Origin of the sequence: Halorubrum trueperi, from assembly GCF_042662525.1 — an archaeon.
Taxonomy (GTDB): Archaea; Halobacteriota; Halobacteria; order Halobacteriales; family Haloferacaceae; genus Halorubrum; species Halorubrum trueperi.
The window spans coordinates 233,452-258,581 of sequence record NZ_JBHSXI010000012.1; the positions used below are offsets into that span (position 1 = coordinate 233,452).

Consider the following 25,130-nt stretch of genomic DNA (forward strand, 5'->3'; position numbering starts at 1 on the left):
GCCGCGCGCTCAAAAGGCCGACGCTCCGGAACGGTGGCTCCGTCCGGAACGGCGGCTCAGACCGGATCACCGGCTCCGTCAGGATCGACGCCTCACAGCGCGGACTCGATCGCCGCGGAGATGGCGTCGGCGTCGGCACCCTCGACCGCCTCTCCGTTCACGAAGATCGTCGGCGTTCCGGTGAGTCCCATCGATTCGCCTTCAGACCTGTCTTCCATGGATGCCTCCTCGTACGCCGCGAACTGAGCGTCCGCCATGGCGGCGCAGGGATCCGCGCCGGCCGCCTCCGCGGCGTCGCCGATCGCCTCGCCACTGTAGTCGCCCTGCGCCTCGTAGATCGCCGAAGAGAACGCGAAGTAGGCCTCGTCGCCCTCACGCGCACCGACTCCTCTGGCCGCGCTGGCGACGGGAACCGCCCACGTCTCGTCGACCGGAATCGGGAAGTCGAAGTGCTCGTACCGCACCTGACCGGTGTCGACGTACTCCTCGCGGATCGTCGGAAAGTGGTCGAGCTTGTAGGTCGCACAGTGGGGGCACGTGAAGTCCTCGAACGCCCGGACGACGACGTCCGCGTCCGGGTCGCCGAGTGCCGGCCGGTAGTCGAGGTCCGGATCTGACGGCTCCGCGAGATCGCAGTTGTACGATCCGGTGTCGAGGTCGACCGCGACCGCGTTGTCGCCGTTCTCCCCGCTTCCGCCGCCTCCACCGCCTCCGTCGTTGCCGCCGGTTTCTCCGCTCCCTCCGTCGTTTCCGCCGAGACATCCCGTCGCGCCGACGACGCCGGCTACCGCCGCGCCAGCGAGGAGGGACCGTCGCGTGTGCTCCATGGACGGTTTCCGTCTGGAACGCACTTAACCGCACCGCGACGGCCGCGACGACCGCGATAGCTGCGACGGCCACGACGGCCGCGACAGCTGCGACGGCCGAGTCGTTCGCTCGTGCGAACGTTTTTGCCGTCTCCTCGCAACCCTGTTGTATGAGCGACTGGGATCTCGACCTGCGCGACGCCGAAGAGCAGATGGACGAGGCGTTCGCGGCCGCCGGCGACGTCGTCCTCGGCGTCTTAGACGGCACCACGGACCCCGACGAGTGGGTCCGCAGCGTCGACTACGGCAACACCCTCGTGTTGTCGATCGACGGCGATCTCAACGAGCTCGCCGCCGGATTCGCACGAGACGTCAAGGACATGGGCGGGGAGCTGATGCACTTCCGCGGCTTCCTCGTCGTCACCCCACCGGGAGCGAGCATCGACACGGAGAGACTGAGCGACTAGGTGGCTGGGAGTCGCTGTGGACGGTTCGGTGACTCCGGGTCGCTGTGGACGGTTCGGTGACTCCGGGTCGCTGTGGTTGAAGCGGTGGTCCCCGTTCGTCTACCAACGCGGCGTTTCTGCGCGTTGACAATAGCGCAAGAAGTATGCCGCCGGGGTGAGACTGAGGCCACATGAAAGCCGTCGTGCTCGCGGGTGGCTACGCGACCAGACTCTGGCCCATCACCCAACACCGACCGAAGATGTTTCTCCCGGTCGGCGAGAACACCGTCATCGACGAGATATTCGCCGACTTGGAGGCCGACGAGCGCGTCGACAAAGTGTTCGTCTCGACGAACGAGCTCTTCGCAGACGACTTCGCCGAGTACCTCGCCGACAGCGAGTTCGAGAAACCGACGCTCTCCGTGGAGGAAACCGTCGCGGAGGACGAGAAGTTCGGCGTCGTGGGGGCGCTCGCCCAGCTCGTGGAACGCGAGGGAGTCGACGACGACCTCATCGTCGTCGCCGGCGACAACCTGATCAGCTTCGATCTGAGCGACTTCGCCGACTTCTTCGAGGAGAAGGGCGCGCCGACGCTCGCCGCCTACGACGTCGGGTCGAAGGAGCGCGCGAAGTCGTACGGGCTCGTCGACCTCGACGGCGACGAAGTGATCGACTTTCAGGAGAAGCCCGACGACCCGAAGACGACGCTCGTCTCCATCGCGTGCTACGCGTTCCCCGCCGAGACGCTCCCTGACCTCGCCACCTACCTCTCGGACGGGAACAATCCCGACGAGCCCGGGTGGTTCCTCCAGTGGCTCCAGGAGCGGGGTGCCGTTTACGCGTTCACCTTCGAGGGCGCGTGGTTCGACATCGGGACCGCCGAGAGCTATCTCGACGCGGTCGCGTACGCGCTCGACGGCGGCACGCTCGTCGCGGACGACGCGAGCGTCGAAGGGTCCGATCTCGGAGACGTCGTCCACGTCATGTCCGGTGCGACCGTCACCGACTCGACGCTCGACCGGACGGTCGTGTTCCCGAACGCGACGATCGCCGATTCGGCGGTTCGTAACTCCGTGATCGACGAGGGCGTCACGCTCGAAGACGTCGATCTCTCCGGCGCGCTGATCGGCTCGTACACCTCGATCACCGATGACGACGGGTTCTAGCGGTCGCTTCGATAACGGTTTCCAAAAGTGGCTGCGATCACGATCCGTTCCCGCCGTCGCTCCCGCCGCCCTCGACGCCGAGCGCGTCGAACAGCTTCCGGCGGACCGCCTCCTCGGTGAGGTGGAGGAGGGTGTCGCGGTTGTCGCCGCTCGCCTCGATCCCGGTGAAGATGCCGAGCGGGATCTCTAGCGATCCCTGCGTCGAGTGACCGGCGGCGTCGCCCATCTCCGAGAACGCCTCCTGAAGGACGTTTCCGATGTTGAGCCGGATGTCCTTCGATCGAGCCGCGAGGTAGATCGTGTCGTCCGCGATCCCCAACACCGCGGTCGTCGTGATGCCTTCCAGGTTGAGCAGGTGTTGCGCCGCCTGCGCGAGCGCCTCGCGGTCGCGGATGAACCCGGCCGTCGAGAACAGGTGACTCCCCTGGACCTCGCGGTTCTGGATGGCCTCCGCGAGCACGTCGAGCGTCTCCGGCGACATCGACGGCGATTCCACCTGTTCGAGCGTGTCGTGATTCGCGAACGGGTGGAGGTACGCGGCCGCGGTCAGATCCGCCGGGGTCGTGTCGCGCTTGAAATCGAGCGTCTCGGCGCGGATGCCGTACAAGAGGGCGGTCGCGACGGCCTCCGTCGGCGATTGATCGAACTCCTGGAGGTACTTCGTGAGGATCGTCGACGTTGAGGAGACGTTGGTCCGCACGTCGACGAACCGGGCGTCGAATGGGACGTCCGCCTCAAGGTGATCGAGGTAGACGTCGATCTCGACGTCGAAGTTGAAGCCGTCCTCGGCCGACTTCGCCAGGTCGACCGCCGCGACCGTCTCGTACTCGGAGAGGTCGGCCGCCTCCGACCGAGCCATCAGCTCGATCCCGAGCAGGTTCACGAACGCCCGGTTCTCTTGGTGGCCGACATCGCCGGTGTAGAGGATGTCGGCTTCGACGCCGAACTCGTTCGCTATCGCCTGGAGGGCGGTTGCCGATGCGATCGAGTCTGGCTCCGGGTTGTCGTGGGTCAAGATCGCCATTCGACCGCCCCCCTGCTCGATGATCTCCGCGAGCTGACGCGCCATGTACTCCAGTTCGCCGGTTTCGAGCGACTGGAGCGCGCTGTCCGCGATCACCGTCGAGGGGTTGATAACCACGTCAGCCCCGCGTTCGCGGAGTTCGTCTTCGCTGACGGGATCGGAGGCCCGGACGACGACGTAGTGATCGCCACCGGTGTCCCGAATCGCCGAGACGGCCGCCTTGTTGGCCTCGACGTCGCTCGCGAGGATCAACACGATGTCCCGATCGGCGAGCGCGTCCACAACGTCCGGGTCGGCGATGTCCTGCACGCGGGCGTTGAGATCCTGATCGCGAAGCGCTTCGACGCGGCTCTCGTCGCGATCGAGGATGAGCACGTCCTTGCCGCGGCCCGTCAGCTCCTCCGCGACGGCGTGCCCGACGCTCCCACAGCCAAGGATCGCGTACCGCGTCCGCGCCGATCCGGATGCCCCACTACTCATTGGCGGTGTTTCCGCGGGACGACACTTAACGAGTGCGCTCTTCGTGTACGGCCGGATATCGGGGTGAGAACCGTCAAACGGTGCACGGGCGCACCTTCCGAGCTACTGCGCCGCGGGATCGCCTGCGTCTTCCCCGTGGACTCCAGCGACGTCGGATGTACCTTCGGCGCGCGCGCGCCGACGGTTTCGGACCAGCGCGATCACCAGCATCGCCGCGCCGAGCGCGCGCGCGATGAGATCGTTCGAGACGGAGTACAGTGCGACGTCGACGCCAGCGAGTCCGAAGGCGGCGCTCGCCGGCAGCAGCACCATGCCCGGAACCGACAGCAGCACCGCGGCGGCGACGAGCGAGACCCGCGAACCGGAGGCGACGTCGGTTCTGTAGTAGCCGATGATCGCGACGCCGAGCGCGTACACCCCAGCGAACGTCGCGACGACCGGTGCTGCGACTTCGGGGAGGAAGAACCCGAGGTCGGTGACGTCGGCCGGCGTCAGGATCGACCCCTGTCCGTCGCGCGTCCGAAGCAGCAGGATCCCGGGCGAGAAGACGAACGCGAACGGGACGAGGATCTTATTCAACGAGAGCAGGAACGCCTGCTTCCCGGTCTCGAACGGATCGGACTTCGCTATTCCGGCCGCGGCGTACGCGGCGACCATCACCGGCGGCGTCACGTCTGCCATCAGCCCGAGGTACAGGACGAACAGGTGGACCGCCAAGATCGCGATCCCGAAATCGGGGAGGACCGGGCCGAGCAGGACGACGATGATGATGTACATCACCGTCGTCGGCATCCCCATTCCGACGATCACGGCCGCGAGTCCGGCGAGGATCAACAGGAGGACGAGCGACCCGCCGCTCACGCTGATGATGAGCGCGCGGAGACTCCCGCCCAGCCCGGTGATCCCGATCACGCCGGGGATGATCCCGGCGGCGGCCACGGCGACGACGACGATCGTCGCGGTCTTCGCGCCCGAGTCCATGGCTTTCAGGATGAACGCTCCGAACCGGCCCGCCCGGGAGTCGGCGATCCCCAGTCCGACCCGGTCGTCGAACCACGCGACGGACTCGTCGACGCCGTCGTCGAGATCGAGGAGCGGGGCCTCCCCGCGCGGGTCTGCGACGAGGAAGGCGACGCTGATCGCCGTGACGACTGTCGGCAGCGACGCCGCCGCCTCGCGCAACGCGGCGACGACGCCGAGGTTGACTGTCTCAGCGCCGTACAGCAATCCGACCGGCGTGGCCCCGGCGGCGTACAGCGAGACGGCGAACAACGCGTATCCGGCGGCGATTCCGCCTACGAGGTAGGGTCCGGTCCGCTCGTTGTACGCCGCTACCATCGCGATGAGCGCGACCGTCGCGGCGATCGTGAGCCACCCCGCGCGACCAACCGAGAGACGGGCGATCACGAGGTAGTACAGGAGGAGTCCGAGCGGAACGAGATAGAACCACCCGCGCCGCATGTGCGGCCCCATGTCCAGCAGTTCGGACCTATCCAACCCGCCGATCCCCTCCTTCGCGGCCTCGAAGTGGACCATCACCCACATACCGAAGAAGAAGGCGATCGCCGGCAGCGTCGCCGCGATGACGACGTCGCGGAACGGCGTCCCCGTGTACTCGACGATGAGGAACGCGGCCGCGCCCATCACCGGCGGGAGGATCTGGCCGCCGGAGGAGACGGAGGACTCGACGGCCCCGGAGAACTCGGGGGAGTATCCCGACCGCTTCATGAGGGGAATCGTCAGCGCGCCCGTCGTCACGGTGTTCGCGACGGACGAGCCGGACAGCATTCCCATGAATCCGGAGGCGACGACGCTCGCCTTCGCCGGTCCGCCCTTCCGCGTACCCGTGATCGAGTACGCGAGATCGATGAACCACTTGCCGGCTCCGGACATTTCCAAGAACGCGCCGAAGAGGATGAAGATGTAGATGAATCGGACCGACACCCCGACGGGGACGCCGAGGATCCCCTCGACCGTGTACCAGAGGTTCTGGACGATCTGCCCCCAACGCAGCTGGGAGGTGGCGAAGGTCCTCGCGACCGGGACGTCCCGCGGCAGGAGATAGCCGTACTTCGCGTACAACAGAAACAGGCTCACCAACAGGGTGAGAAGCAGGCCGAGCGCCCGGCGGGTGGCCTCCAGCACCAGCAGGATCGCGAGCACGCCCATCAGGTACGCGAGGGAGTACTCGGCGAGGAAGCCGACCTCCAGCGGGGCGAGCCACGAAACAACGTCGCCGAGGGTACTCGCGCCGGCGAGGCCACGAACGCGGATGATGTCCGTGATCTCGTCGTACTGCGTGACGTAGTAGATCGTCGGGAACGTCGAGAGGAGGATCAACACGAGGTCCGACGGGGTGATTCGCGTAGCGTCCTCGTCGACGAAGAGCCACCACGTCGCCGCCCGAAGGGTCTCCGCGGCCCGAGTCACCGGTGACGCGTCAAAACGCGCTTGTAACGCCGTCACGAACGCGTCGATACGACGGGTGACGGCACCGGTCCCCGCCGAGCCGGGGAACAGGAGAAACGCCATCACGAGCGCGAAGTTGACGTGGATCGCGCGGATCTGTAACGACGCGAGCGCTCCGAGTCGAACGGTGCCGTACCCGGGAACTCCGAACTCGAAGACGAATCCTCGCGCGCCGAGCCACAGCTGGAACGCCGAGAAGGCGATCCCGACGAGCGCGACGGCGACCACGGCGGGTCCCGTCAGCGACCGTCGATTGTCGATCTCCTCGAATACCTGATCGGCAGCTTCACTCCCTTCTGAATCCGGTTCGACCGCGTCTGATGTGTTCGTCGTCACAGTTGTGTCATCCTCCGGAGTGTCGCACCGCGTCGTCGATTCGCATTGGCTTCGCCGTCCGAGCCGGGGTCCCGCGAGTACCGCCGAGAGGGGCCGCACCGTCCCGGGAAACCTCACGACTACCGTGCCGTCCCGAGAGCCCTCACAACCTGGGTGCAAGCCGACGTTCCACGGTCAGCTCGACCGCGCCGTTGTCGCTCATCGCAGCGATGTCGTACCGATCGTCGCCGATCAGCAGGTCGTGGTCGGCGACCGCTCCCGTCTTGAGATGCAGTGTCGGATACTCTCCCGACGGAGGGTGATATACATATCGACCGTCGACGACCGTCACGTCCGCACGCGAGGGGAGCCCGGCACCGAACGAACTGAACTCCATCCGTGTCATGACGAGCGCCCCGCCGGACGGAACATACACGTCGCGGACGAGCGTCTTCTCGACGCTGTGGGTGTACTCGATAACGATCTCCGTCTCGCCGTCGACCGGCGCAGTCAGTAGTTCCGTGCCGTTCTCGTCAGTCACGACGAGCGTCTGATCGCCGGCAACGGTGTCCGCCGCGCCGACCGCGAACGCCAGCCCCGTCGCGATCGCGACAGCCGCCACGAGGAGAACCCCGACGCGAGCCGATCGCGTCCGCGACCGAAGCGTCACGTTACTCGAAGTAGCGGGCCGCGCCCTCGTGCAGTTCGATGGACATGCCGTCCTGTGCCGAGTCGACCGTGATGAAGTCGGTCTTGATGCTCAGCTGGTCCAGGTTGTCGAAGATGGCCGCGGTGACCTCCTCGACGGTGTCGGCGGAGAACTCCTCGCGGGTCGCGATCATCGCCTGTACCGAGACGGTGGTGACGTCCTCGTCGATGCCCTCGTAGGTACCGGCGGGAATCGTGTCGTCCGCAAACCAGGAGGCGTCGTCACGGGCCGCCTGCCGCTCCTCGTCGGACATGTTGAGGATCTGGATCTCCGTCGTGGTCGCGAGTTCCTCGACTGCGCCGACGGGCCAGCCGCCGACGACGAACGCCGCGTCGACGTCGCCGTCACGGAGCTGGTTGGCCGCCTGCGTGAAGTCGGTGTTCTGCTCTTCGAAGTCGTCGGTGGTGAGCCCGCCCGCGGATTCGAGGATCTGGAGCGCGTTCACCTGCGTTCCGCTGCCGAGGTCGCCCGTGTTGACTCGCATCCCTTCGAGGTCCGAGAGCGCGCTCACGTCAGCCTCGGGGTTGAGGAGCACGTGGATCGTCTCGGGGTACAGCGTCGCGACGCCCCGGAGGTTCTCGATCGGAGCACCCTCGAACGCTTCGAGGCCCTCGCCGTTGCGCGCGAAGTAGCCGATGTCGTTCTGAATCATCGCGAAGTCGGCGTCGCCGTTGCCGAGACTCCCGACGTTCTCGACGGACGCGCCGGTGGAGGAGACCTCGACCGGATAGTCGGTCTGGTCCTCGATGACGCTCTCGAACTCGCCGGACAGCGGGAAGTAGGTCCCGCCCGTGCCGCCGGCGTGCCAACGGATGACTTCGCCGCTTCCACCGTCACTTCCGTCACTTCCGTCGCTACCGTCGCTTCCGTCACTTCCATCGCTACCGTCGGAACCGTCGCTGCCGTCGTCACCGTCGCTGCCGTCGTCACCGTCGCCGCCGTTGTCCGAACAGCCTGCGATTCCGACGACGCCGGCCGCGGCCGCCCCGCGAAGGAGGGTCCGACGATCGATCCGATCTTCGATTGGGTTGTCTGACATACGACACGTAATACACCCCGGGAGTTGATAACCATTTCCCCATACGGCGATACGATTTCGATCGTGGGATTTATACCGGGAATACGTACCGGGTTGTCAACATTGCACATCCACTCCGCCGCCGAATGAAAAGGCCTTTTAGGGCGACAGCGGAACGATTGGGTGAGGGCCGGTAGCTCAGTTAGGGAGAGCGACGGACTCTTAATCCGTCGGTCGCGTGTTCAAATCGCGCCCGGCCCGCTCCCTATATATACCGTTTTTCACCATATACTGACAGGTTTCGGCGTTTTCGCGCCGTCTCAGGGGTCGGGATCGCGAGTAACGTCGAGCGATTTCTGGAGTTCGCGAATCGATATTACGTGAGATTTTTCATACGTGAGGGATGGATGTCGCTTGCGACTATTTATATATCGTTGGGGGCGCGGTGAACACCGCCAAAGCTAGGCCTCGCGGCTCACTCCGTTCGCCGCGTCCAGCGAGAATCGACAATTCTCTGGCAGCGAGGGACACAGTCCCTCGGGCAACCGGGCTTCGCCCGGTGACAGCCGGACGCAGTCCGGCGACGGCGAGGCGGAAGCGTCTCTGGCAGCCGGCGGCTCCGCCGCCCGCGACGCCACCGCACCGCACGTTCCTTCATAACCAGTCGTCGCTGCCGCGTTCTCCTCTTTAGAAACTACGTCGTTGGCGGCGGCCTGCTACCACTCTCGTACGCTATCGCCGCGATTTCGAGAGTCAATTCCGCCGCCTAAGTTTCTATATAGCGATATACGGTGTATCCGTCCGCGTTCGGGCAGTTATCTGTTGGTAGAAACACGACGGAATTTGTCGCGAGTCCGGAACGATTACCTCGCGCGCCCCCGACGCGTCGGACATGACAGGCTCCGACTGGGGCGACTGGCTGCCGCGCGCGGTCGCGGACGCCGACCCCGAAACGGTGGCGCTATGGTACCTCGGCTGTAACGGCTTCGCGATCAAGGGGAGCGAGGGGACGGTCCTCTGGATCGACCCGTACGTCGGCACCGGCGATCCGCCGCGAACCGTCCGAATGATCCCGATCCCATTCGATCCCGCCGACGTCGACGTGGCCGACGCTGTGCTCGCGACGCACGAACACACCGACCACGTCCATGGCCCGTCACAGGCCCCGATCCTCGCGGCCACCGACGCCGACTTCATCGCGCCCGACGACTCGCTCACGGTCGCCCGTGAGGAGGAATGCTGGACCGATGAGTGGGACGTCGAGGCGGACGCCTTCCTAGAAGTGACGGAGGGCGACGAACTGCGGATCGGCGAGTTCACCGTTCACGTCGTCGAAACGCAGGACGCGGACGCGACACACCCGGTCGGGTACGTGATCGAGCACCCCTCGGGAACCGTGTTCCACGCCGGCGACAGCAAACCGTCGGACTCGTTCCCGGAACTGGCCGAAGCGTTCGACGTCGACCTCGGAATCCTCGCGTTCGGTTCTGTCGGTACGGTTCCCGACAAGGAGACCGGCGAGCCGATCCGGACGAAGTGGTACAGCGACGAGAACGAAATCGTCGAGGCCGCGACCGATCTCGAACTCGACCGCCTCGTCCCGACCCACTGGGACATGTGGAAGGGGCTGACCGCGGACCCCACGGCGCTTCACGAACACGTTCGAAGCTTCTCGCACCCGAACAGGCTCGAGATGGTCGAGATCGGCGATCGAATCGACCTGTGAACGCACGAAACCCGCACAACTGAGCGGCGGATCGTCACAAATCGACGCGGGTTCGTCACGGAACCGTCACAGATTGTCGTGCCGCGGCTGCGGTGGTTATCAACGCCGAAACCCGGCCCGTGGATTTTAAGCCCCTGCTCCGGGAGGAGTCGGTATGAGCGAACGGACGGCAGAAGCGGCGACGACCGTCGACGAGGACGGCATCCGCGTCGAGAAGTCTTTCACCGACGACGCGTTCCCCGTGCCCGCGGTGATGTACGAGCTCTCCTCGACCCGCGAGGACCCCGTACGAGTGCGCATCGTCGACCGTATTCCGGAGGCGTTTCCGATGGATCGAATCGGATTCCACCCGGATTACGAGAGCGAAAACTGGACCGCGTATAAGGATCACCGCGTGGAGTTCGAGCGCGTACTCGACCCGGGCGACGCGGTCGAGACGGTGTTCGGGATCCGCGACGACGACCCCGACCTCGACGGGTTCCTCGGAACGCCCGTCATCGAGCACGTCCCGGTCGGCGAGGAGATCGAAGACGTCCTCGGTACGGGCGACACTGACGCCGTCAGAGAGGTGCTGGCGGGGGATCGCGCCACACTCCCCGGCATGGAGGAGCCGCTCGACGCCGAGGGTGGCGAATCGACACCGGACGCGACCGACGCAGTTGAGACGGCCGACGACGCCAGCGGCCGCGACGATTTCGACCACGACGACGACACCGATCAAGAACCGTCGGAAACACCTTCGCCCCGGACCGTCCCCGAGTCCGGAACGGCTGCCGTCACGCCTCGGGCGGACGATGGAGCGGACGAAGCTGAACTCGGTGCGGAGCCCGAACCCGACGTGGAATCCGAACCCGATGACGGCTCCGCTGATCAGCCTACCAGCGCGCCGGTAGCGACTCCGCGGTCCGGCCTCGCGGCCGAGCTCGCCGCGGAGATCCGGTCCGGCGAAGCGGACGAGTCGGATCTCGCGACGCTTCGGGCCGAACTCGACGTCGGCGTCCCCAAGAGCGTCGACGTTCGGATCGCCCGGCTACAGTCGAGCGTCGCCGACATCGAGGCGTACGCCGACGCGCTTGCAGAGTTCATCGACAGTGAAGGCACGGCACGAGAGATCCTCGACGACCTCGACGAGAAAGTCGACGCGGTCGAGTCCGAGATGGCTACACTCGACGACCGTCTCGATGCCGGGGAGGAAGCGCGCGAGGACCTGCGCGAGGACGTCTCCCGGGTCGACGGGTCGGTCGAGTCGATCGCTTCGGGTGTCGACGATGTCACGGATCGGGTCGATGACGTCTCACATCGCGTCGAGGGGGTGGAAACGGACGTCTCGTCGGTCGACGACGCGGTCTCGGAGGTCGAAGCGTCGGTGGGCGAGATGGCCGACGACGTCTCTCGCATCGACGAAGAGACGGCCGACGTCACCGCAGCGATCGATGATCTCGGCGATGACGTCGAAACGCTGTACGAGGAGGTCGACGACGCCGCGGCCGGGCTCGAAGCGACCGAAGCCCGCGTCGAGGACGTCGAGTCGCGGCTCGGCCGCTTCGACGAGGAGTTCGACGATCTGTGGGACGACCTCGCGGAGGTCGACACTCGCCTGACCGACATCGAGGATCGACTCGGCGAAGACGTCGACGACATCCAGGCGGAACTCGACGGAATCCACGATCACTTGGAGGAGCTTGAAGCGTTCAGAAAACGACTCAACGAGGCTTTCGGACCGTAAATCGAGCGCTCAGTGTGTGATCACGGTACCGAACTTACGGTACTTTTCGAGGGAACCGTCGTCAATTCGACCCAACGGAAAGCGCAACCCGTTTTAGCCGCGGCGACGCACCTCTGATAATGAGCGAACCGGTGCCGGTCGCGGTCCCCCGAAAGGGCCGCCCACTCGAAGCGGTCCTCGAACGGATCGCGACCGTCGGTGACGACGACCGGCTCGACCGACTCGCGGACCGCGTCAGCAACACGCTTCGCTACGAGAAGGCCGTCACAAAAGGGTCCGTCGAGGCCGAAAACGGGCCCTACGAACGATTATCCGAGTACTCTCACCCCGGCGAGCCGAACAATCCCGAATTCACGCTGATGCGCGACAACCGCGACGGGAAACCCCGACGGATCGTCTTCGACGCCGCCACCGTCGACCTCGGCGACGTCCGGCTGAAGCTCGTCGGCCGTGAGGAGCCCTTTCGGGCCCTCCGAACCCACGAGTTCGCGCTCGGATTCGACTCCGCGGACCTCGTTTTGGAAGAAGTCGTCGGGATCCGTTCCGACGGACTCGGGACTATCGCCGACGTAAACGACAGGATCGACCCCGTCGACACGGACGTCCGCGTCGTGAACGGGCTTGGAGATACCGTGTACCACACGTTGATGGGCCGTCCCGAGCATATCGAGCCGGGCGACGACCTCGATCGCGACTTCTGTAACACCTACGAGGGGCCGCTCTGTATCTCACCGCGATACGAACGACTCGTCACGGCCGTGTTGGGAACAGACGCGCTCGACGGCGTCGAGTTCGTCTATCCGGACGCGCACGAGGAGGAGGAAGCCGCCATCGCGCGGGCCGGACTCGGTGTGTACCTCACCGTGACGGGATCGACCGCGCGCGAACACGGACTCGTCGTCGGCGAACACCTGTTTCCCAGCGAGACGGTGTTGATGCGGAACGCCGCCGAGCGTGCCACCGCCGTGGAGCGCGCGCTCGGGACGCTGGAAGTAACCGAGCCGACCTCGGAGATCCGAATCTAAACAACCGAGTTTCTATAGCGGAATGCCATATACTCGTTGGATACTCGACCCGTTCGCGGTCGCGGTCGAGACTGATCCGGATTGTGAGTGCAGAAACTGACTCGGGATGGGTGCCGCCCGGACGCCGTCGGCCACCACCGATCGCTGATGGCTGTCGACTTCCGCCGGCAAGTCCGAACAGGCGAGAGGTATCGGCGGGTCGAGCCAAGCCCCCGTACAGTCGTTGGATCGAAGAGTACCTCGCAACTGCGGTCGTTTCCTGACTGAACCCACCGGCAATCACTCGTCACGGCCGCCGACCGATCCGAGCGGACTCGTGCCGCACTACTCACCGGAAGAATATGATCTAGTATTATATCCCGAGCGGTATCTGAAACGGTACTAGAATACTAGATATATTCATCATTGCCAGCAAACTACGGCCATATATCTCGGGATAAGGTCACTTATCCAGAAATGTGGGATACATTGAAGTCGGCGGCTCGTGAAGTCTCGCTCGAACGATGAGCGACGATAGGCGATCGGTGAAAACGTACGTGCCCGCCGAACAGAAGGAACGGTGGCAATCCCACGCCGACGATCTCGGGATGTCCCAGAGCGAGTTCGTCAGAACGATGGTACAGGCCGGACGTCGGGGGTTCTCGATCGCGGAGTCATCGGATCCTACCGAACCATCGTCTGGGGAGTCCGACCCCGGGGGTGAGGACCTCGAAACGGAGGTCGAAGCGGCTCTCGCCGACGGCCCCCTCTCGTGGGAGGAGCTCGTCGACGCGATGGTCGGTGACTTCGAGGACCAGTTGGAGGAGACGCTCGACGCCTTACAGGAGCGAGACCGCGTCCGACACCGCGGCCGAGAGGGCGGGTACACACTGACAAATGAGTAGTACCCGAGCCGCGTCCGACGTCGACGACCCCATCGGGTACTTCATCGAGGACCTGACGTACCACGGAAAGACGGAACGAACGCGAGAGTCCTACGAGCGCGTTCTCAGGCGCTTCGAGACGTTCTTGCACGCGGAGACGACGCCCGGGACGGCGACTCATCGGGACTGCATGGCGTTCGTTCACTCGCTACGCGGGGAGGTGGCCGATAGCACGGTAGCGACGTACGCCGCCTATCTACACCGGTTTTACGGATACATGACGGAGGTCGGCGCGTTCGAAGGAAATCCGATGACGCTCGTGATGGAGGAGATGGACGAGACGGTCGATAAAGATCCTGCGCGGCGCGACATCCCGATCCCGACGATGCGCGCGTTCGTCGCCGGGATACGCCATCCGCTTCACAGAGCGCTCGTCGTGACGCTGTTGAAGACGGGAATGCGTGTCGGTGAGTGCTGCAATCTCGATCTTCGGGATCTCTCGATCGAAGACGAGGAGTTGAACGCGGCGTATCCGGTGGGGGAACGACCGGTCCTCGCGGATCGACCGAATTCGCTGTACGTGACCTCCGAGGCGACGGTCGGTGAGACGGTGAACGGCGAGGTTCGAACCGCATCCAACAAGCGGAAGCGAGGGACCGTGATTCCGATCGACGACGAACTGTCGCGGACGCTGAAGCGGTGGCTCGCTATCCGCCCCGACAGCCCCTCGCCCGCCGAACCGCTGTTCGTCGGCACCGCAGAGAGGTGGGGGAAGCGACTCGATCCGCAGGCGGTCAGACACGTGGTCGAGCGATACAGCCGCGAGGAAGGATGGTACCGCACGGGAGGAGGTGCCGCCGAAAACGTCACACCCCACTATTTCAGGCACTTCTTCACGACGCACCTCCGGGATCGGACGGGAGATCGCGGGGTCGTCAAATACCTTCGCGGCGACGTCGCCGACGACGTGATCGACACCTACACGCACAACTGGGGCGATCAAGTCCGAGAAACGTACGTGGAAAACGTCTACCGACTGCTAGCGTAGTGTCTCGGATCGATTTCGAGTAAGTTCCAATACTGTTGTTCGAAAATAGTCAGTATTCGATGTCGGACCTGCACCTAATAAATACTATGTCGCTATATACAATATCCTATCGGCCAACGATCAGGGAGAACGCTGCGGGTGACGGATCTGTCTGCGCTGAGTCCGGTGCGCTCGACCGATCAGATCCGGACGTAGCGAGCAATGTCGACGCCGACACGGCTCACCGAGGCGGAACCACGACTTACCGAGGCGGAACCACGACTTACCGAGACGGAAAGACAAAATCTGGTGACGGGTTGACAACGTATCGGACGAAAGGTGGAGTAATCGCCGAGACGAGCTTACCGCACCAGCGTCGTGGGCACGTTCGTCTGTCGTACGACCGCCTCGGCAACGCTCCCGATCAGGAGCCGTGAGAGGCCCTCGCGACCATGGGTACCGAGCACGACGTGGTCGAAATCGCCCCGATCGGTGTATTCGACGAGTCGACGGTCCGCCTCACCGATGAGGAAGGTAACGGAAATATCCCGTCCGTCGGCAACGTCGCGGATCGTCTCGAACACCGACCGTGCGGTTTCGTCTCCGATACCGTCGAGGTCGTCGATATCGACCTCGTACACTTCACTCGTGTCCGCCGGAAGCATGTCGAGCTCTGGGTAGGCGACGTGAACGACGGTCACGTCCGCGTCCGAGAAGGTATCGAGGGCGAATTCGAGCGCCTCGCGACTCAGCGGCGAGTTGTCCATCGCGACGAGAACGCTGTCGACCATGGGGAGTGTTCGACGAGAAACGGTATCAAACCGCGGGGCGACTGACGGTGGACCGATCGAGTTGCGATCGCGGGCCGGAACCGTGCTGCGGCGAGGTCCCGACGTGCTGATCGCGTGCCGAACACGTTCGGGAGATCGGTCAACGTGGAGGGAACGGTACGGAGAATCAGATGTTCGACACCGTCGACACGGATCGACGACCGCTGGTCCTGATCTGGGAGGTGACGCAGGCGTGTGGGCTCGCCTGTCGACACTGTCGTGCGAACGCGAAGCCCGCGCGCCATTCCGACGAGTTGACGACGACCGAGGGGAAGCGTCTTCTCGAAGACGCCGCCGAATTCGGTGACGGTCAGCTCGTCGTCCTTTCCGGCGGCGATCCGCTCGCTCGGGACGACTTACTCGAACTCGTCGCGGCAGGAGACGAGTTGGGCCATCGGATGACTATCACGCCGAGCGGCACCGCGTCGCTGACGCCCGAGCGGGTCCAGTCACTCTCTGACGCGGGGGTCGAGCGAATCGCGCTCAGCCTCGACGCCGCGACCCGCGAGAGCCACGATCGGTTCCGTGGCGAGGAGAGCTTCGAAAGCACGATGGCGGCGGCCAAAGCCGCCGGAGAAGCGGGGCTCCCGCTCCAGATCAACACGACCGTCTGCGCGGAGACGGTCGAAGCGCTCCCGGACGTTCGTGACCGGGTTCGCGAACTCGGTGCGGTCCTCTGGAGCGTATTCTTCCTCGTTCCGGTCGGCCGCGGTCGGATCCTCGATCCCATTTCGCCGGCGCGAGCCGAGGCCGTGATGGAATGGCTTCACGGCGTCGCCGTTGAGGAGCGATTCGGCGTCAAAACGACCGAAGCCCCCTTTTATCGGCGGGTCGGGCTGCAAGAAAGTGGCAACGACTCCGCGATCCGTCGACGCGGGGGCATCACCGCGGGGCGCGGATTCGCCTTCGTGAGTCACGCGGGGGAGACGTACCCGTCCGGGTTCCTGCCACGGTCCGCCGGCAACGTCCGCGAGCGGTCCGTCGTCGATATCTACCGCAACGCGGACCTCTTCGAAAATCTCCGGGAACCGGACCTCCTGCGTGGGAAGTGCGGGGCCTGCGAATTTCGGCAGGTGTGCGGGGGCAGCCGGTCGCGCGCCTTCGCGACTACCGGCGATCCGCTTGAAAGCGATCCCCTCTGTCCGTACGTGCCCGAAGGATACGACGGCGAGTTGCCGGCGGCGACGACGGAGGGAGAAGCCGGCGTTCGAAACGTGTGAGAGCGTTCGGTGCGGGTTCTATGACCCGGTTTCGGATCGATTGGTCGCTGGAAATCAGTGAACGTGCGGATCCGCCAATCACGGTCGTTCCGACCGGAAGAGATTTGCTCACGAATCCTCCGTAACAAACGACTTCACCACCTCCAGATATTCCGTTTCGTAGTCTTCGTTTCGATACGAGCCCGGCTCAATTTGATGGCCCTCACCCCAGTCATTGAAGGAGGCGACATCGACTCGATCCGTCGTTCCATAGTTGTCTGCGACGTCGAACATGGCTTCCAAGTGACCTGGGCTCCGCGGGATGTATCTATTACTACCCCAGCACTTGTTTTGCCGATCGTCGAATCCGGGTTGAACAACGGGGATGAACTCAATATCGAGGTCATCGGCCAGCGCTTCATAGCCGGCAAAATTCTCCTCTTGAAAGGCAATGTGTGCACCTTGCGAGACCGTTTCGTTTGCTGGATTGTCACCAGTCCAATTCGAAACCGCATCGAACGCACGGGCCAGGGAAACGTTGGTCTCCACCCATTCACCCTCTTTGACGTTCGAATAGGTTCGGCCCAATCCACCGAATCCACCGATCAGGAAGGGTTCCGTTCCGTCGACAGTTAATTCCTGACGGAGATATCCTCCGAAGGCTTCGAAATCGTCCCACTCCCGTTCGATAAACTCTTTTACCGCCGCGGACGCGTCGTTGCCTCCCCACGCGGCCCACGAGATGTTCCAGAATTTGACCGTTGGTCTATCGTCCCGTTCCGCGTAGTTTTCCTGCTCGAAAAAGTCGTCCCGTATCGTTCCGAGACACGCATCGAGCTGTTCGCGTAACGTATTGCTCCCTCGCTGTTGCATGGAATTCGAAATGACGTACATCGCTTCGAGCGGCGTCTCTTCGAGGAGCGTATTACTCCGGGTTTCAAGGAAGGGACTCGTTTGTTCTGGTTCGTAGATGTCGAATTGGAGACGTGAGATCCCGAAGCCTTGCATGAGGTCGCCGTGGCGGTGTAACGCCGCTTCAGTTCCCATATCGTATCGACCCACGGCCGGTGTCCCGACGGCGCAGTCCCTCCAGAGAGATTCCGGAGAAAAGAAGGGCATATAGACGGCACCAATTTCCGTTGACCAATCCTGGAGTGGCTCAAACTCCCTCGTATACCCACTCCCGCCGTCCCCTCCCATCGGGATGGGCAAAGAATCCCCCGTACACCCAGCCGTCGATGTCAACCCACCTCCCGCAACCGCTGCTAACACGGAGCGGCGAGTGACAGATGTTTCCGTGCAAACCATACGCTCACGATCCTACCCGTCATTAAAAATCCTACTCCCTGCGAAAATCAGATAAGCATCCCACCGGTGGTTGTTTTCTGATCACTTATTATATTTCAGACACTTCTGAACAGTTGGTTCAGTGATCATTTGGAGGAAGATACGTGGTTCCGTACTGCGTCTATTCCCTCCATTCAACACCCATTTGTCTCAGTTTCTGCGGATTTCAACGAAGTCGATAATCTACAGGTAATCATCCGGTTCCTCGGACGGCAGGACCTCGACGAACACGAGGAGATCTACGACGAACTCGCGACCGAATAGGACGCAATCCGACGCCGACTGCTTGCAGCGTTCACCAGAACATCACGGATCAGATACGGTACGGTGGCGTCTGTGCATGTGAGACCAAAATTAGAACACGACGACTCGGTGTACGACGAGCCACAACCGTCGACATCGTCGAGGGCCTCCTGGCGCTGTTTCATTTTATCCTCCTTCGACCGAACGCTCTTTCGTGGAACTCTGCCGAACCAGACGCTCCAGCATCACCTCTACGGCTGCGATCAGCGGCTGGGATCCGCGTGAAACGGTTTCCTCGACGGCTTTCTCTTGTGTCTCACCAGCTTGGCCGGTACGGGGTACGGCTTCAGACTCTTCGAACACTTCATCACGAAGCTTCCGACCGTGGACGGTCGAGAGGGGTTCGATGATTCGATCCTCGTAGCGATCGATGATTCCGGAAACTCTATCTTGGACAATCAGGTGATCGGCCGGCCGCTCAGGGGAGTCGAGCGCGTGCCCGTACTCAGTCCCGGAAATCTGGGTGCTGGTACGTCTCTGTCCGCAGACGGGACACCAGAACTCGCCCGGACCATCAGCAGTCAGATGACATTCAGAGTTCGAACTCGTCCCGAGGCTCACTGCAGATCACCCTGATTTGCGGAGCAAATCGGACGACTGCGAAGGGCCGTTTTTCGGAACGAATTGGTCGCTAGAAAATCAGCGAATTTGAGAAACGCGATTCCGCCGAAATGGGAGTCGTAGACGACTCTAGCGGTTAGTTTTATTTTACTCCGTTTCGACTTAATTTCGGATGGGCGCTGCAGGATTTGAACCCGCGACAGCTTGGTCCGAAGCCAAGCACTCTATCCAGACTGAGCTAAGCGCCCGTGCTCCACGCTATTCCGCTGAAGATGTTAAGTCCCGCGATCCGAAATCGGGTGGGCGCGAACGCGGCGCGTCCGTCGCCCGTCGGCCTCGCGGGCGATCAAAAAGAATATTATTCGGACCGGGTATGGTTTCCGTAGTAGATGTGTCTTGGTCGCACGGCATTGCAGCCGAACGAGTGGCCCGAATCTTTCTCGCCGTCGCCGAGGTACCTCCATGTATGACCTGAGGCCACACTTCGACGAGGAGGTCGAACCCGGAACGAACCTCCTGCTCACCGGGCCACCACTCACCGGAAAGCGGTCGCTGATGATGGACCTGCTGGCTGACGGGACCGAGCGCGGAGACGGCGCAATCGTCGTGACGACGAAGGACGGCGGCGATCGCGTGCTGAAAGACTACGCGAAGCGAACTCCGTACGAGGGCAAGCCCGTCGCCGTCGTCGACTGCGTCACCCGCCAGCAGGGGGTGAACGACGTCCGCGAGTCCGACCGGATCAAGTATGCCTCGTCGCCGGTGGACATGACCGGAATCGGGATCAAGCTGTCGGAGTTCCTGCAGGCGTTCGACGATCGCGGGATCGAACGAAACCGCGTGATGGTCCACTCGCTGTCGACGCTGTTGATGTACTCCGACCTCCAAACCGTGTTCCGGTTCCTCCACGTGTTCACCGGACGGATCCAGAGCGTGAACGGCCTCGGGTTGTTCAGCATCGACTCGACGTCACACGACAACCAAGCGATGAACACCGTCAAGCAGCTCTTCGACGGCGTCATCACCCTCTCCGAAGACGGCGAGAGCGACATTCGATTGGCCTGAGCGAGTCGAGCTCGAGAACGGTATTTCGTTCGCGGAGGTGAGTCATTTCGTTCGCGGAGGTGCGTCGTTTATTTCTCCCGGGCGCGTACGATGAGGTATGCCCATCACCGACGACGAGGGGATCGATCGACTGCTCGACGCCGAGACGATAGCCGTCGTCGGCTGTTCGACGACGCCCGGAAAGGCGGCTCACGACATACCGGCGTACCTCCAGCGGTACGGGTACCGGGTGATTCCGGTCAACCCGTTCGCGGACGAGATCCTCGGCGAGCCCGCGTACGACGACCTCGCCGCCGTGGACGAGGAGATCGATCTCGTGAACGTGTTCCGTCCGAGTGAGGAGGTTCCGGCCGTCCTCGACGCCGTACGCGAACGACACGCCGAACGGGGGGATGCCGATGCGGTGTGGCTCCAGTTGGGTATCAGCCACGACGAAGCGGCCGCCGCCGCGGAGGCCGACGGGATCGAGGTCGTGCAGGACCGTTGTATGAAAGTCGAACACGGTCGGCTGCGGAGGTAGGCCGCAATCCGACCGCAATTCGACAGAGAGAAGCGATCCGCGTCAGACTACGCTCCCCACTCTCCGCGAGATCACCCTTCCCACTCCTCGAAGGATCGGTACACGCCCTTCGAGAGGTATCGCTCCGAGGAGTCCGGGAAGACGGTGGCGACGGAGTCGTGAGGGGCCGTGATCTCGCCGTTCCGAATCCCGCGGGCGACCCGCTTGGCGGCGATCGCGTTTGCGGCTGACGACGAGGCCACGAGGTGCCCCTCCTCGGCGGCGAGCCGGGCCATCTCCTCGTGGACCTCGCGGTCGGGGATGGCCCGGATGTCGTCGACGAGGTCGGGATCGAACAGTTCGTTGGTGTCGATGTCGTGCGTGCCGATCCCCTCGGTCTTGTACGCTTCGTGTTCGACCTCTTCGCCGAGGAACTCGCGGTACGCGGAGCCGGCGGGCTCGACGGCGACGACGTGAGTATCGGGATGTCGCTCACGGAAGTAGCGGGCCATTCCCATCAGCGTGCCGCCGGTGCCGCAGCCCGCGACGATCGCGCCGACCGCGCCGTCGAGCGCCTCGTCGACTTCGGGAGCGGTGGTCTCGTAGTGGGCCTCGACGTTGAGCGGGTTCGAGAACTGCTGAGGGACGACCGCATCGTCGAGCTCGTCGGCGATCTCGCTGGCGCGGTCGATGGCGAATCCCATCCCGTCCTCGCTCGGGGTGTTGACCACCTCGGCGTCGAGCGCGCGCATGAGCTGCTGTTTCTCCACCGAGAACCGCTCGGGGACGACGAACACCGCGTTCAGCCCCAGCTGCTTTGCGGCGACCGCGAGCCCGATCCCGGTGTTGCCCGCGGTCGGCTCGACGACGGTGCCGCCCTCCCCCACGTCGCCGCGTTCCAGCATGCGTTCGAGCATGTACTTCCCGATGCGGTCCTTGACGCTCGCGCCGGGATTGAACGACTCCAGTTTCGCGTACACCGGAACCGCGTCCGGGGAGTCCCGTACCCGGACCAGCGGCGTCTCCCCGATCGTCTCCAGCACCGACGACAAGGGCTCCCGATGGGTCGTCATGTTCCCGCAATCGTTGCCGGATGGTTTGTGTGTTTCCATGACCGCGACGGCGCTTCGTGTCGATGGGCGCGGCGGGAATCGTCGGAGGCGGCGGGAATCGTCGGAGGTGGCGGGAATTGCCGGGGGCGGATGCGCTACCGCGGATCGAACAAACTTATGCCCCTCGTCCGGTTCCGAAGAGGTATGAGCGAGACCGATGCGCAGGCCGACGTGACGGTCGTCCTCCCGGACGGATCAGAGTTGAACGTTCCGGCGGGGTCGACAGTCGAGGACGTCGCCTTCGAGATCGGCCCCGGGCTCGGTCGCGACACCGTGGCGGGGAAGATCGACGGCGAACTCGTGGAAAAGCACGCGACGGTCCACGACGGCGCGCGGATCGAGATCGTCACCGACCAGTCCGACGAGTACCTGACGGTGTTGCGCCACTCCGCGGCGCACGTCTTTGCGCAGGCGCTCCAGCGGCTCCATCCCGAGGCGACGCTCACGATCGGCCCGCCGACCGACGAGGGGTTCTACTACGACGTGACCGACGTCGACCTCGACGAGGACGACCTCGACGCCATCGAAGCGGAGATGGACGAGATCATCGCGGCGGACTACGACATCGAGCGCGAGGTGCGTTCCCGCGAGGAGGCCAAAGAGATCTACGCCGACAACGAGTACAAACGGCAGATCCTCGACGAGGAGGCCGACGATGAGGAGGTCACCTTCTACGTGCAGGACGGCTGGCGAGACCTCTGTCAGGGCCCGCACGTCGAGTCGACCGGGGAGATCGGCGCGGCGACCCTCCTCGAAGTGTCGGCGGCGTACTGGCGCGGCGACGAGGAGAACGACACCCTCACGCGGGTGTACGGGACGGCGTTCGCCTCCGAGTCCGACCTCGAAGCGCACCTGGAGATGCGCGAGCAAGCCCAGGACCGCGATCACCGGAAGATCGGCCAAGAGATGAACCTCTTTTCGATCCCGACGGTGACCGGTCCGGGGCTCCCGCTGTACCACCCGCCGGGCAAGACCGTGCTCCGCGAGCTGTCGAACTTCGCGAACGAGCTCAACCGCGAGAACGGTTACGAGGAGGTCGAGACGCCCCACGTGTTCCGGACCGAGCTGTGGAAGCAGTCCGGCCACTACGAGAACTACAAGGACGACATGTTCCTCCTCGACGTCAACGACGAGGAGTACGGTCTCAAGCCGATGAACTGCCCGGGCCACGCGACCATCTTCGACCAGCAGTCGTGGTCGTACCGCGACCTCCCGCAGCGCTACTTCGAGAACGGGAAGGTGTACCGGAAGGAGCAGCGTGGCGAACTCTCCGGCCTGTCGCGCGTCTGGTCGTTCACCATCGACGACGGCCACCTGTTCGTCCGGCCCGACCAGATCCGCCAGGAGATCGAGTCCGTCATCGAGATGATCTTCGAGGTCGTCGAGACGTTGGATCTGGACGTCGAGGTCGCCTTGGCGACTCGCCCCGACAAATCCGTCGGTGGCGACGAGATCTGGGAGTCCGCAGAGGAGCAGCTCCGCGAGGTGCTCGAATCCGGCGGCTACGACTACGACGTCGAGCCCGGCGACGGCGCTTTCTACGGCCCGAAGATCGACTTCGGCTTCGAAGACGCGCTCGGCCGGGTTTGGGACGGTCCGACGGTCCAACTCGACTTCAACATGCCCGAGCGGTTCGACCTGACCTACACGGGCGAGGACAACGAGGAGCACCAGCCGGTGATGATCCACCGGGCGCTGTACGGCAGCTACGAACGCTTCTTCATGGTGCTCATCGAGCACTTCGACGGGGACTTTCCGCTGTGGCTCGCGCCCGAGCAGGTCCGCATCCTTCCGGTCTCCGACGAGACGCTCGGCTACGCGCATCGCGTGAAAAACGCGCTGGCTGACGCCGGCTTCCGCGTCGAGGTCGAGGACCGCGACTGGACGGTCGGCCGGAAGATCCGCGCTGGCCACGACGACCGGCTCCCGTACATGGTCGTCGTCGGCGACGACGAACAGGAGGCCGGGACCGTCTCCGTCCGCGATCGCTTCGAGAACCAGCGCGGCGACGTCACCCTCGACGCGTTCGTTGAGCACCTCGTCGACGAGCGGGACGACAAGCGGACGGAGCCGGACTTCGTCGACGCGTCGTGACGGGCGAGCGGAAATTGTGCCATTGAATAGCACGGGGTCGACCGTTCCGCTGCGCTTTTGACGGTCACCGCCGCGATATCCGGTATGAGCGAAACGCCGCAGATCGATACACCGGTCGAGCGGGCACCGGACGTGGGGGAGCTGACGCCGCCGGACCGGACGCTGATGGGTCCCGGTCCGAGCGACGTTCACCCGCGCGTGCTCCGCGCGATGAGCACGCCACTCGTCGGGCACCTCGACCCGTCGTTCGTGGAGATCATGGACGAGGTCCAGGAGCTGCTTCGGTACGCGTTCCGGACCGACAACCGGTGGACGATCCCGGTCTCCGGAACCGGCTCCGCGTCGATGGAGGCCGCGATCGGGAACCTCGTCGAACCGGGCGAGACGATGTTGGTTCCGACGAACGGCTACTTCGGCGGACGGATGAAGTCGATGGCCGAGCGCGCCGGCGGCGAGGTCGCCGAGGTGGATGCGCCGTGGGGCGAGCCCCTCGACCCCGTCGACGTCGAGCGCGCCTTCGACGAGCACCAGCCGGACGTGTTCGGGTTCGTCCACGCGGAGACGTCGACGGGCGTCCTCCAACCGAACGTCCCCGAACTGACCGACATCGCGCACGCTCACGACGCGCTGGTGATCGCCGACACCGTCACGTCCCTCGGCGGCGTGGAGCTTCGCGTCGACGAGTGGGACGTCGACGTCGCCTACTCCGGCCCGCAGAAATGCCTCTCCTGTCCGCCCGGTGCGAGCCCGCTCACGCTCAACGACCGCGCGATGGACAAGGTGCTCGACCGCAAAAAGGAGCCGCGCTCCTGGTACCTCGACCTCTCGCTGCTCGAAGGGTACTGGGGCGACGACCGCTCGTATCACCACACTGCGCCGATCACGAACGTGTACGCGCTGCGCGAGGCGCTTCGGCTCGTCGCCGAGGAGGGGATCGAAGCCCGCTGGGACCGTCACCGCTCGATCGCCGGCGACCTGAAGGAGGGCCTCCAGAACCTCGGATTGGAGATGAACGCCCCCGACGAGTACTGGCTTCCGAGTCTGAACGCGGTTCGGGTTCCCGACGGCGTCGACGACGGCGCAGTCATCGAGTATCTGCTCGACGAGTACGACCTAGAGATCGCCGCCGGGCTCGGCGATCTCGCGGGCGACGTCTGGCGGATCGGTTGTATGGGCCACTCGGCCCGCCCGAAGAACGTGGAATTCCTCTTGGCCGCGCTGGAAGACGCGCTGGCCGAGCAGGGATACGACGCGTAGTTCCGTCCGCTCCGCGAATCTGATTTCTCCCGCCGGGTGCGATCCGAGGGGTCGTCCCGTGAC

20 protein-coding genes, 2 tRNA genes and 1 pseudogene are annotated in these 25,130 nt (G+C 64.2%); 13 read left to right on the forward strand and 10 right to left on the reverse strand.

What is annotated here, in order from left to right:
- Positions 1-92: 92 nt before the first annotated feature.
- The gene (locus tag ACFQEY_RS11640) at positions 93-827 is read right to left on the reverse strand and encodes a thioredoxin domain-containing protein (RefSeq protein ID WP_379768683.1); all 735 of its coding nucleotides are present in this window, start codon (positions 825-827) and stop codon (positions 93-95) included.
- A 149-nt stretch (positions 828-976) separates the two neighbouring features.
- On the opposite strand from ACFQEY_RS11640, the pseudogene ACFQEY_RS11645 reads away from it, so the two are divergent.
- Positions 977-1,270: pseudogene (locus tag ACFQEY_RS11645) on the forward strand (DUF5779 family protein); the annotation flags it as partial.
- 173 nt (positions 1,271-1,443) lie between these two features.
- Positions 1,444-2,418 (forward strand): sugar phosphate nucleotidyltransferase, encoded by a 975-nt coding sequence (locus ACFQEY_RS11650; RefSeq protein WP_379768685.1) that lies wholly within the window; start codon positions 1,444-1,446, stop codon positions 2,416-2,418.
- Between the two features lie 37 nt (positions 2,419-2,455).
- Here ACFQEY_RS11650 and ACFQEY_RS11655 read toward each other — a convergent pair whose 3' ends face one another.
- From ACFQEY_RS11655 to ACFQEY_RS11670, 4 genes are all read right to left on the reverse strand, one after another.
- A complete protein-coding gene (locus ACFQEY_RS11655; RefSeq protein WP_379768687.1) occupies positions 2,456-3,922 on the reverse strand; it encodes a DHH family phosphoesterase in 1,467 nt (488 codons plus the stop codon).
- 102 nt (positions 3,923-4,024) lie between these two features.
- The gene (locus ACFQEY_RS11660; protein WP_379768689.1) at positions 4,025-6,727 is read right to left on the reverse strand and encodes a TRAP transporter permease; all 2,703 of its coding nucleotides are present in this window, start codon (positions 6,725-6,727) and stop codon (positions 4,025-4,027) included.
- 142 nt (positions 6,728-6,869) lie between these two features.
- Positions 6,870-7,376, reverse strand: a complete 507-nt coding sequence (locus tag ACFQEY_RS11665; RefSeq protein WP_379768691.1) for a DUF1850 domain-containing protein — start codon at positions 7,374-7,376, stop codon at positions 6,870-6,872.
- 1 nt (position 7,377) lies between these two features.
- On the reverse strand, positions 7,378-8,454 hold the full coding sequence (locus ACFQEY_RS11670; RefSeq protein ID WP_379768693.1) for a TAXI family TRAP transporter solute-binding subunit: 1,077 nt from the start codon (positions 8,452-8,454) through the stop codon (positions 7,378-7,380).
- Positions 8,455-8,620: 166 nt separating this feature from the next.
- Between ACFQEY_RS11670 and ACFQEY_RS11675 the strand changes: the two genes are divergently transcribed.
- From ACFQEY_RS11675 to ACFQEY_RS11700, 6 genes are all read left to right on the forward strand, one after another.
- Positions 8,621-8,694: transfer RNA gene (locus tag ACFQEY_RS11675), tRNA-Lys, on the forward strand.
- A gap of 631 nt (positions 8,695-9,325) precedes the next feature.
- Positions 9,326-10,159, forward strand: a complete 834-nt coding sequence (locus ACFQEY_RS11680; RefSeq protein WP_379768695.1) for an MBL fold metallo-hydrolase — start codon at positions 9,326-9,328, stop codon at positions 10,157-10,159.
- 154 nt (positions 10,160-10,313) lie between these two features.
- Complete coding sequence (locus ACFQEY_RS11685) at positions 10,314-11,885, forward strand: hypothetical protein (RefSeq protein ID WP_379768697.1); 1,572 nt, start codon at positions 10,314-10,316, stop codon at positions 11,883-11,885.
- Between the two features lie 119 nt (positions 11,886-12,004).
- Positions 12,005-12,910: a hypothetical protein gene (locus tag ACFQEY_RS11690; protein WP_379768699.1), complete on the forward strand. Its 906-nt coding sequence runs from the start codon at positions 12,005-12,007 to the stop codon at positions 12,908-12,910.
- Positions 12,911-13,413: 503 nt separating this feature from the next.
- Positions 13,414-13,794 (forward strand): DUF5805 domain-containing protein, encoded by a 381-nt coding sequence (locus tag ACFQEY_RS11695; RefSeq protein ID WP_379768701.1) that lies wholly within the window; start codon positions 13,414-13,416, stop codon positions 13,792-13,794.
- Positions 13,787-14,821, forward strand: coding sequence for a tyrosine-type recombinase/integrase (locus tag ACFQEY_RS11700; RefSeq protein ID WP_379768703.1), 1,035 nt, complete (start codon positions 13,787-13,789; stop codon positions 14,819-14,821). Before ACFQEY_RS11695 ends, ACFQEY_RS11700 begins: the two co-directional genes overlap by 8 nt.
- A gap of 341 nt (positions 14,822-15,162) precedes the next feature.
- On the opposite strand, the gene ACFQEY_RS11705 is transcribed toward ACFQEY_RS11700, so the two are convergent.
- Positions 15,163-15,591 carry a universal stress protein gene (locus tag ACFQEY_RS11705; protein ID WP_379768705.1) on the reverse strand — a complete coding sequence of 143 codons (429 nt, stop codon included), beginning with the start codon at positions 15,589-15,591 and terminating at the stop codon, positions 15,163-15,165.
- Positions 15,592-15,761: 170 nt separating this feature from the next.
- Between ACFQEY_RS11705 and ACFQEY_RS11710 the strand changes: the two genes are divergently transcribed.
- Entirely contained in the window at positions 15,762-16,850 is a 1,089-nt protein-coding gene (locus ACFQEY_RS11710; RefSeq protein ID WP_379768707.1) for a radical SAM protein, read from the forward strand.
- Between the two features lie 108 nt (positions 16,851-16,958).
- Here ACFQEY_RS11710 and ACFQEY_RS11715 read toward each other — a convergent pair whose 3' ends face one another.
- The 3 genes from ACFQEY_RS11715 to ACFQEY_RS11725 form a co-directional block, all read right to left on the reverse strand.
- The gene (locus tag ACFQEY_RS11715) at positions 16,959-17,876 is read right to left on the reverse strand and encodes a glycoside hydrolase family 71/99 protein (protein WP_379768709.1); all 918 of its coding nucleotides are present in this window, start codon (positions 17,874-17,876) and stop codon (positions 16,959-16,961) included.
- 729 nt (positions 17,877-18,605) lie between these two features.
- Positions 18,606-19,040, reverse strand: a complete 435-nt coding sequence (locus tag ACFQEY_RS11720; RefSeq protein WP_379768711.1) for a hypothetical protein — start codon at positions 19,038-19,040, stop codon at positions 18,606-18,608.
- Between the two features lie 173 nt (positions 19,041-19,213).
- Positions 19,214-19,288, reverse strand: a tRNA-Arg gene (locus ACFQEY_RS11725).
- Between the two features lie 214 nt (positions 19,289-19,502).
- Between ACFQEY_RS11725 and ACFQEY_RS11730 the strand changes: the two genes are divergently transcribed.
- Positions 19,503-20,105 carry an RAD55 family ATPase gene (locus ACFQEY_RS11730; protein ID WP_379768713.1) on the forward strand — a complete coding sequence of 201 codons (603 nt, stop codon included), beginning with the start codon at positions 19,503-19,505 and terminating at the stop codon, positions 20,103-20,105.
- Positions 20,106-20,202: 97 nt separating this feature from the next.
- Positions 20,203-20,625: a CoA-binding protein gene (locus tag ACFQEY_RS11735; protein ID WP_379768715.1), complete on the forward strand. Its 423-nt coding sequence runs from the start codon at positions 20,203-20,205 to the stop codon at positions 20,623-20,625.
- A gap of 71 nt (positions 20,626-20,696) precedes the next feature.
- Here ACFQEY_RS11735 and ACFQEY_RS11740 read toward each other — a convergent pair whose 3' ends face one another.
- Positions 20,697-21,677, reverse strand: coding sequence for a PLP-dependent cysteine synthase family protein (locus ACFQEY_RS11740; protein WP_379768717.1), 981 nt, complete (start codon positions 21,675-21,677; stop codon positions 20,697-20,699).
- 156 nt (positions 21,678-21,833) lie between these two features.
- Here ACFQEY_RS11740 and thrS point away from each other — a divergent pair, with 156 nt between their 5' ends.
- Positions 21,834-23,810 carry a threonine--tRNA ligase gene (thrS, locus tag ACFQEY_RS11745; RefSeq protein ID WP_379768719.1) on the forward strand — a complete coding sequence of 659 codons (1,977 nt, stop codon included), beginning with the start codon at positions 21,834-21,836 and terminating at the stop codon, positions 23,808-23,810.
- An 84-nt stretch (positions 23,811-23,894) separates the two neighbouring features.
- Positions 23,895-25,067: a pyridoxal-phosphate-dependent aminotransferase family protein gene (locus ACFQEY_RS11750; RefSeq protein WP_379768721.1), complete on the forward strand. Its 1,173-nt coding sequence runs from the start codon at positions 23,895-23,897 to the stop codon at positions 25,065-25,067.
- Positions 25,068-25,130: the final 63 nt, after the last annotated feature.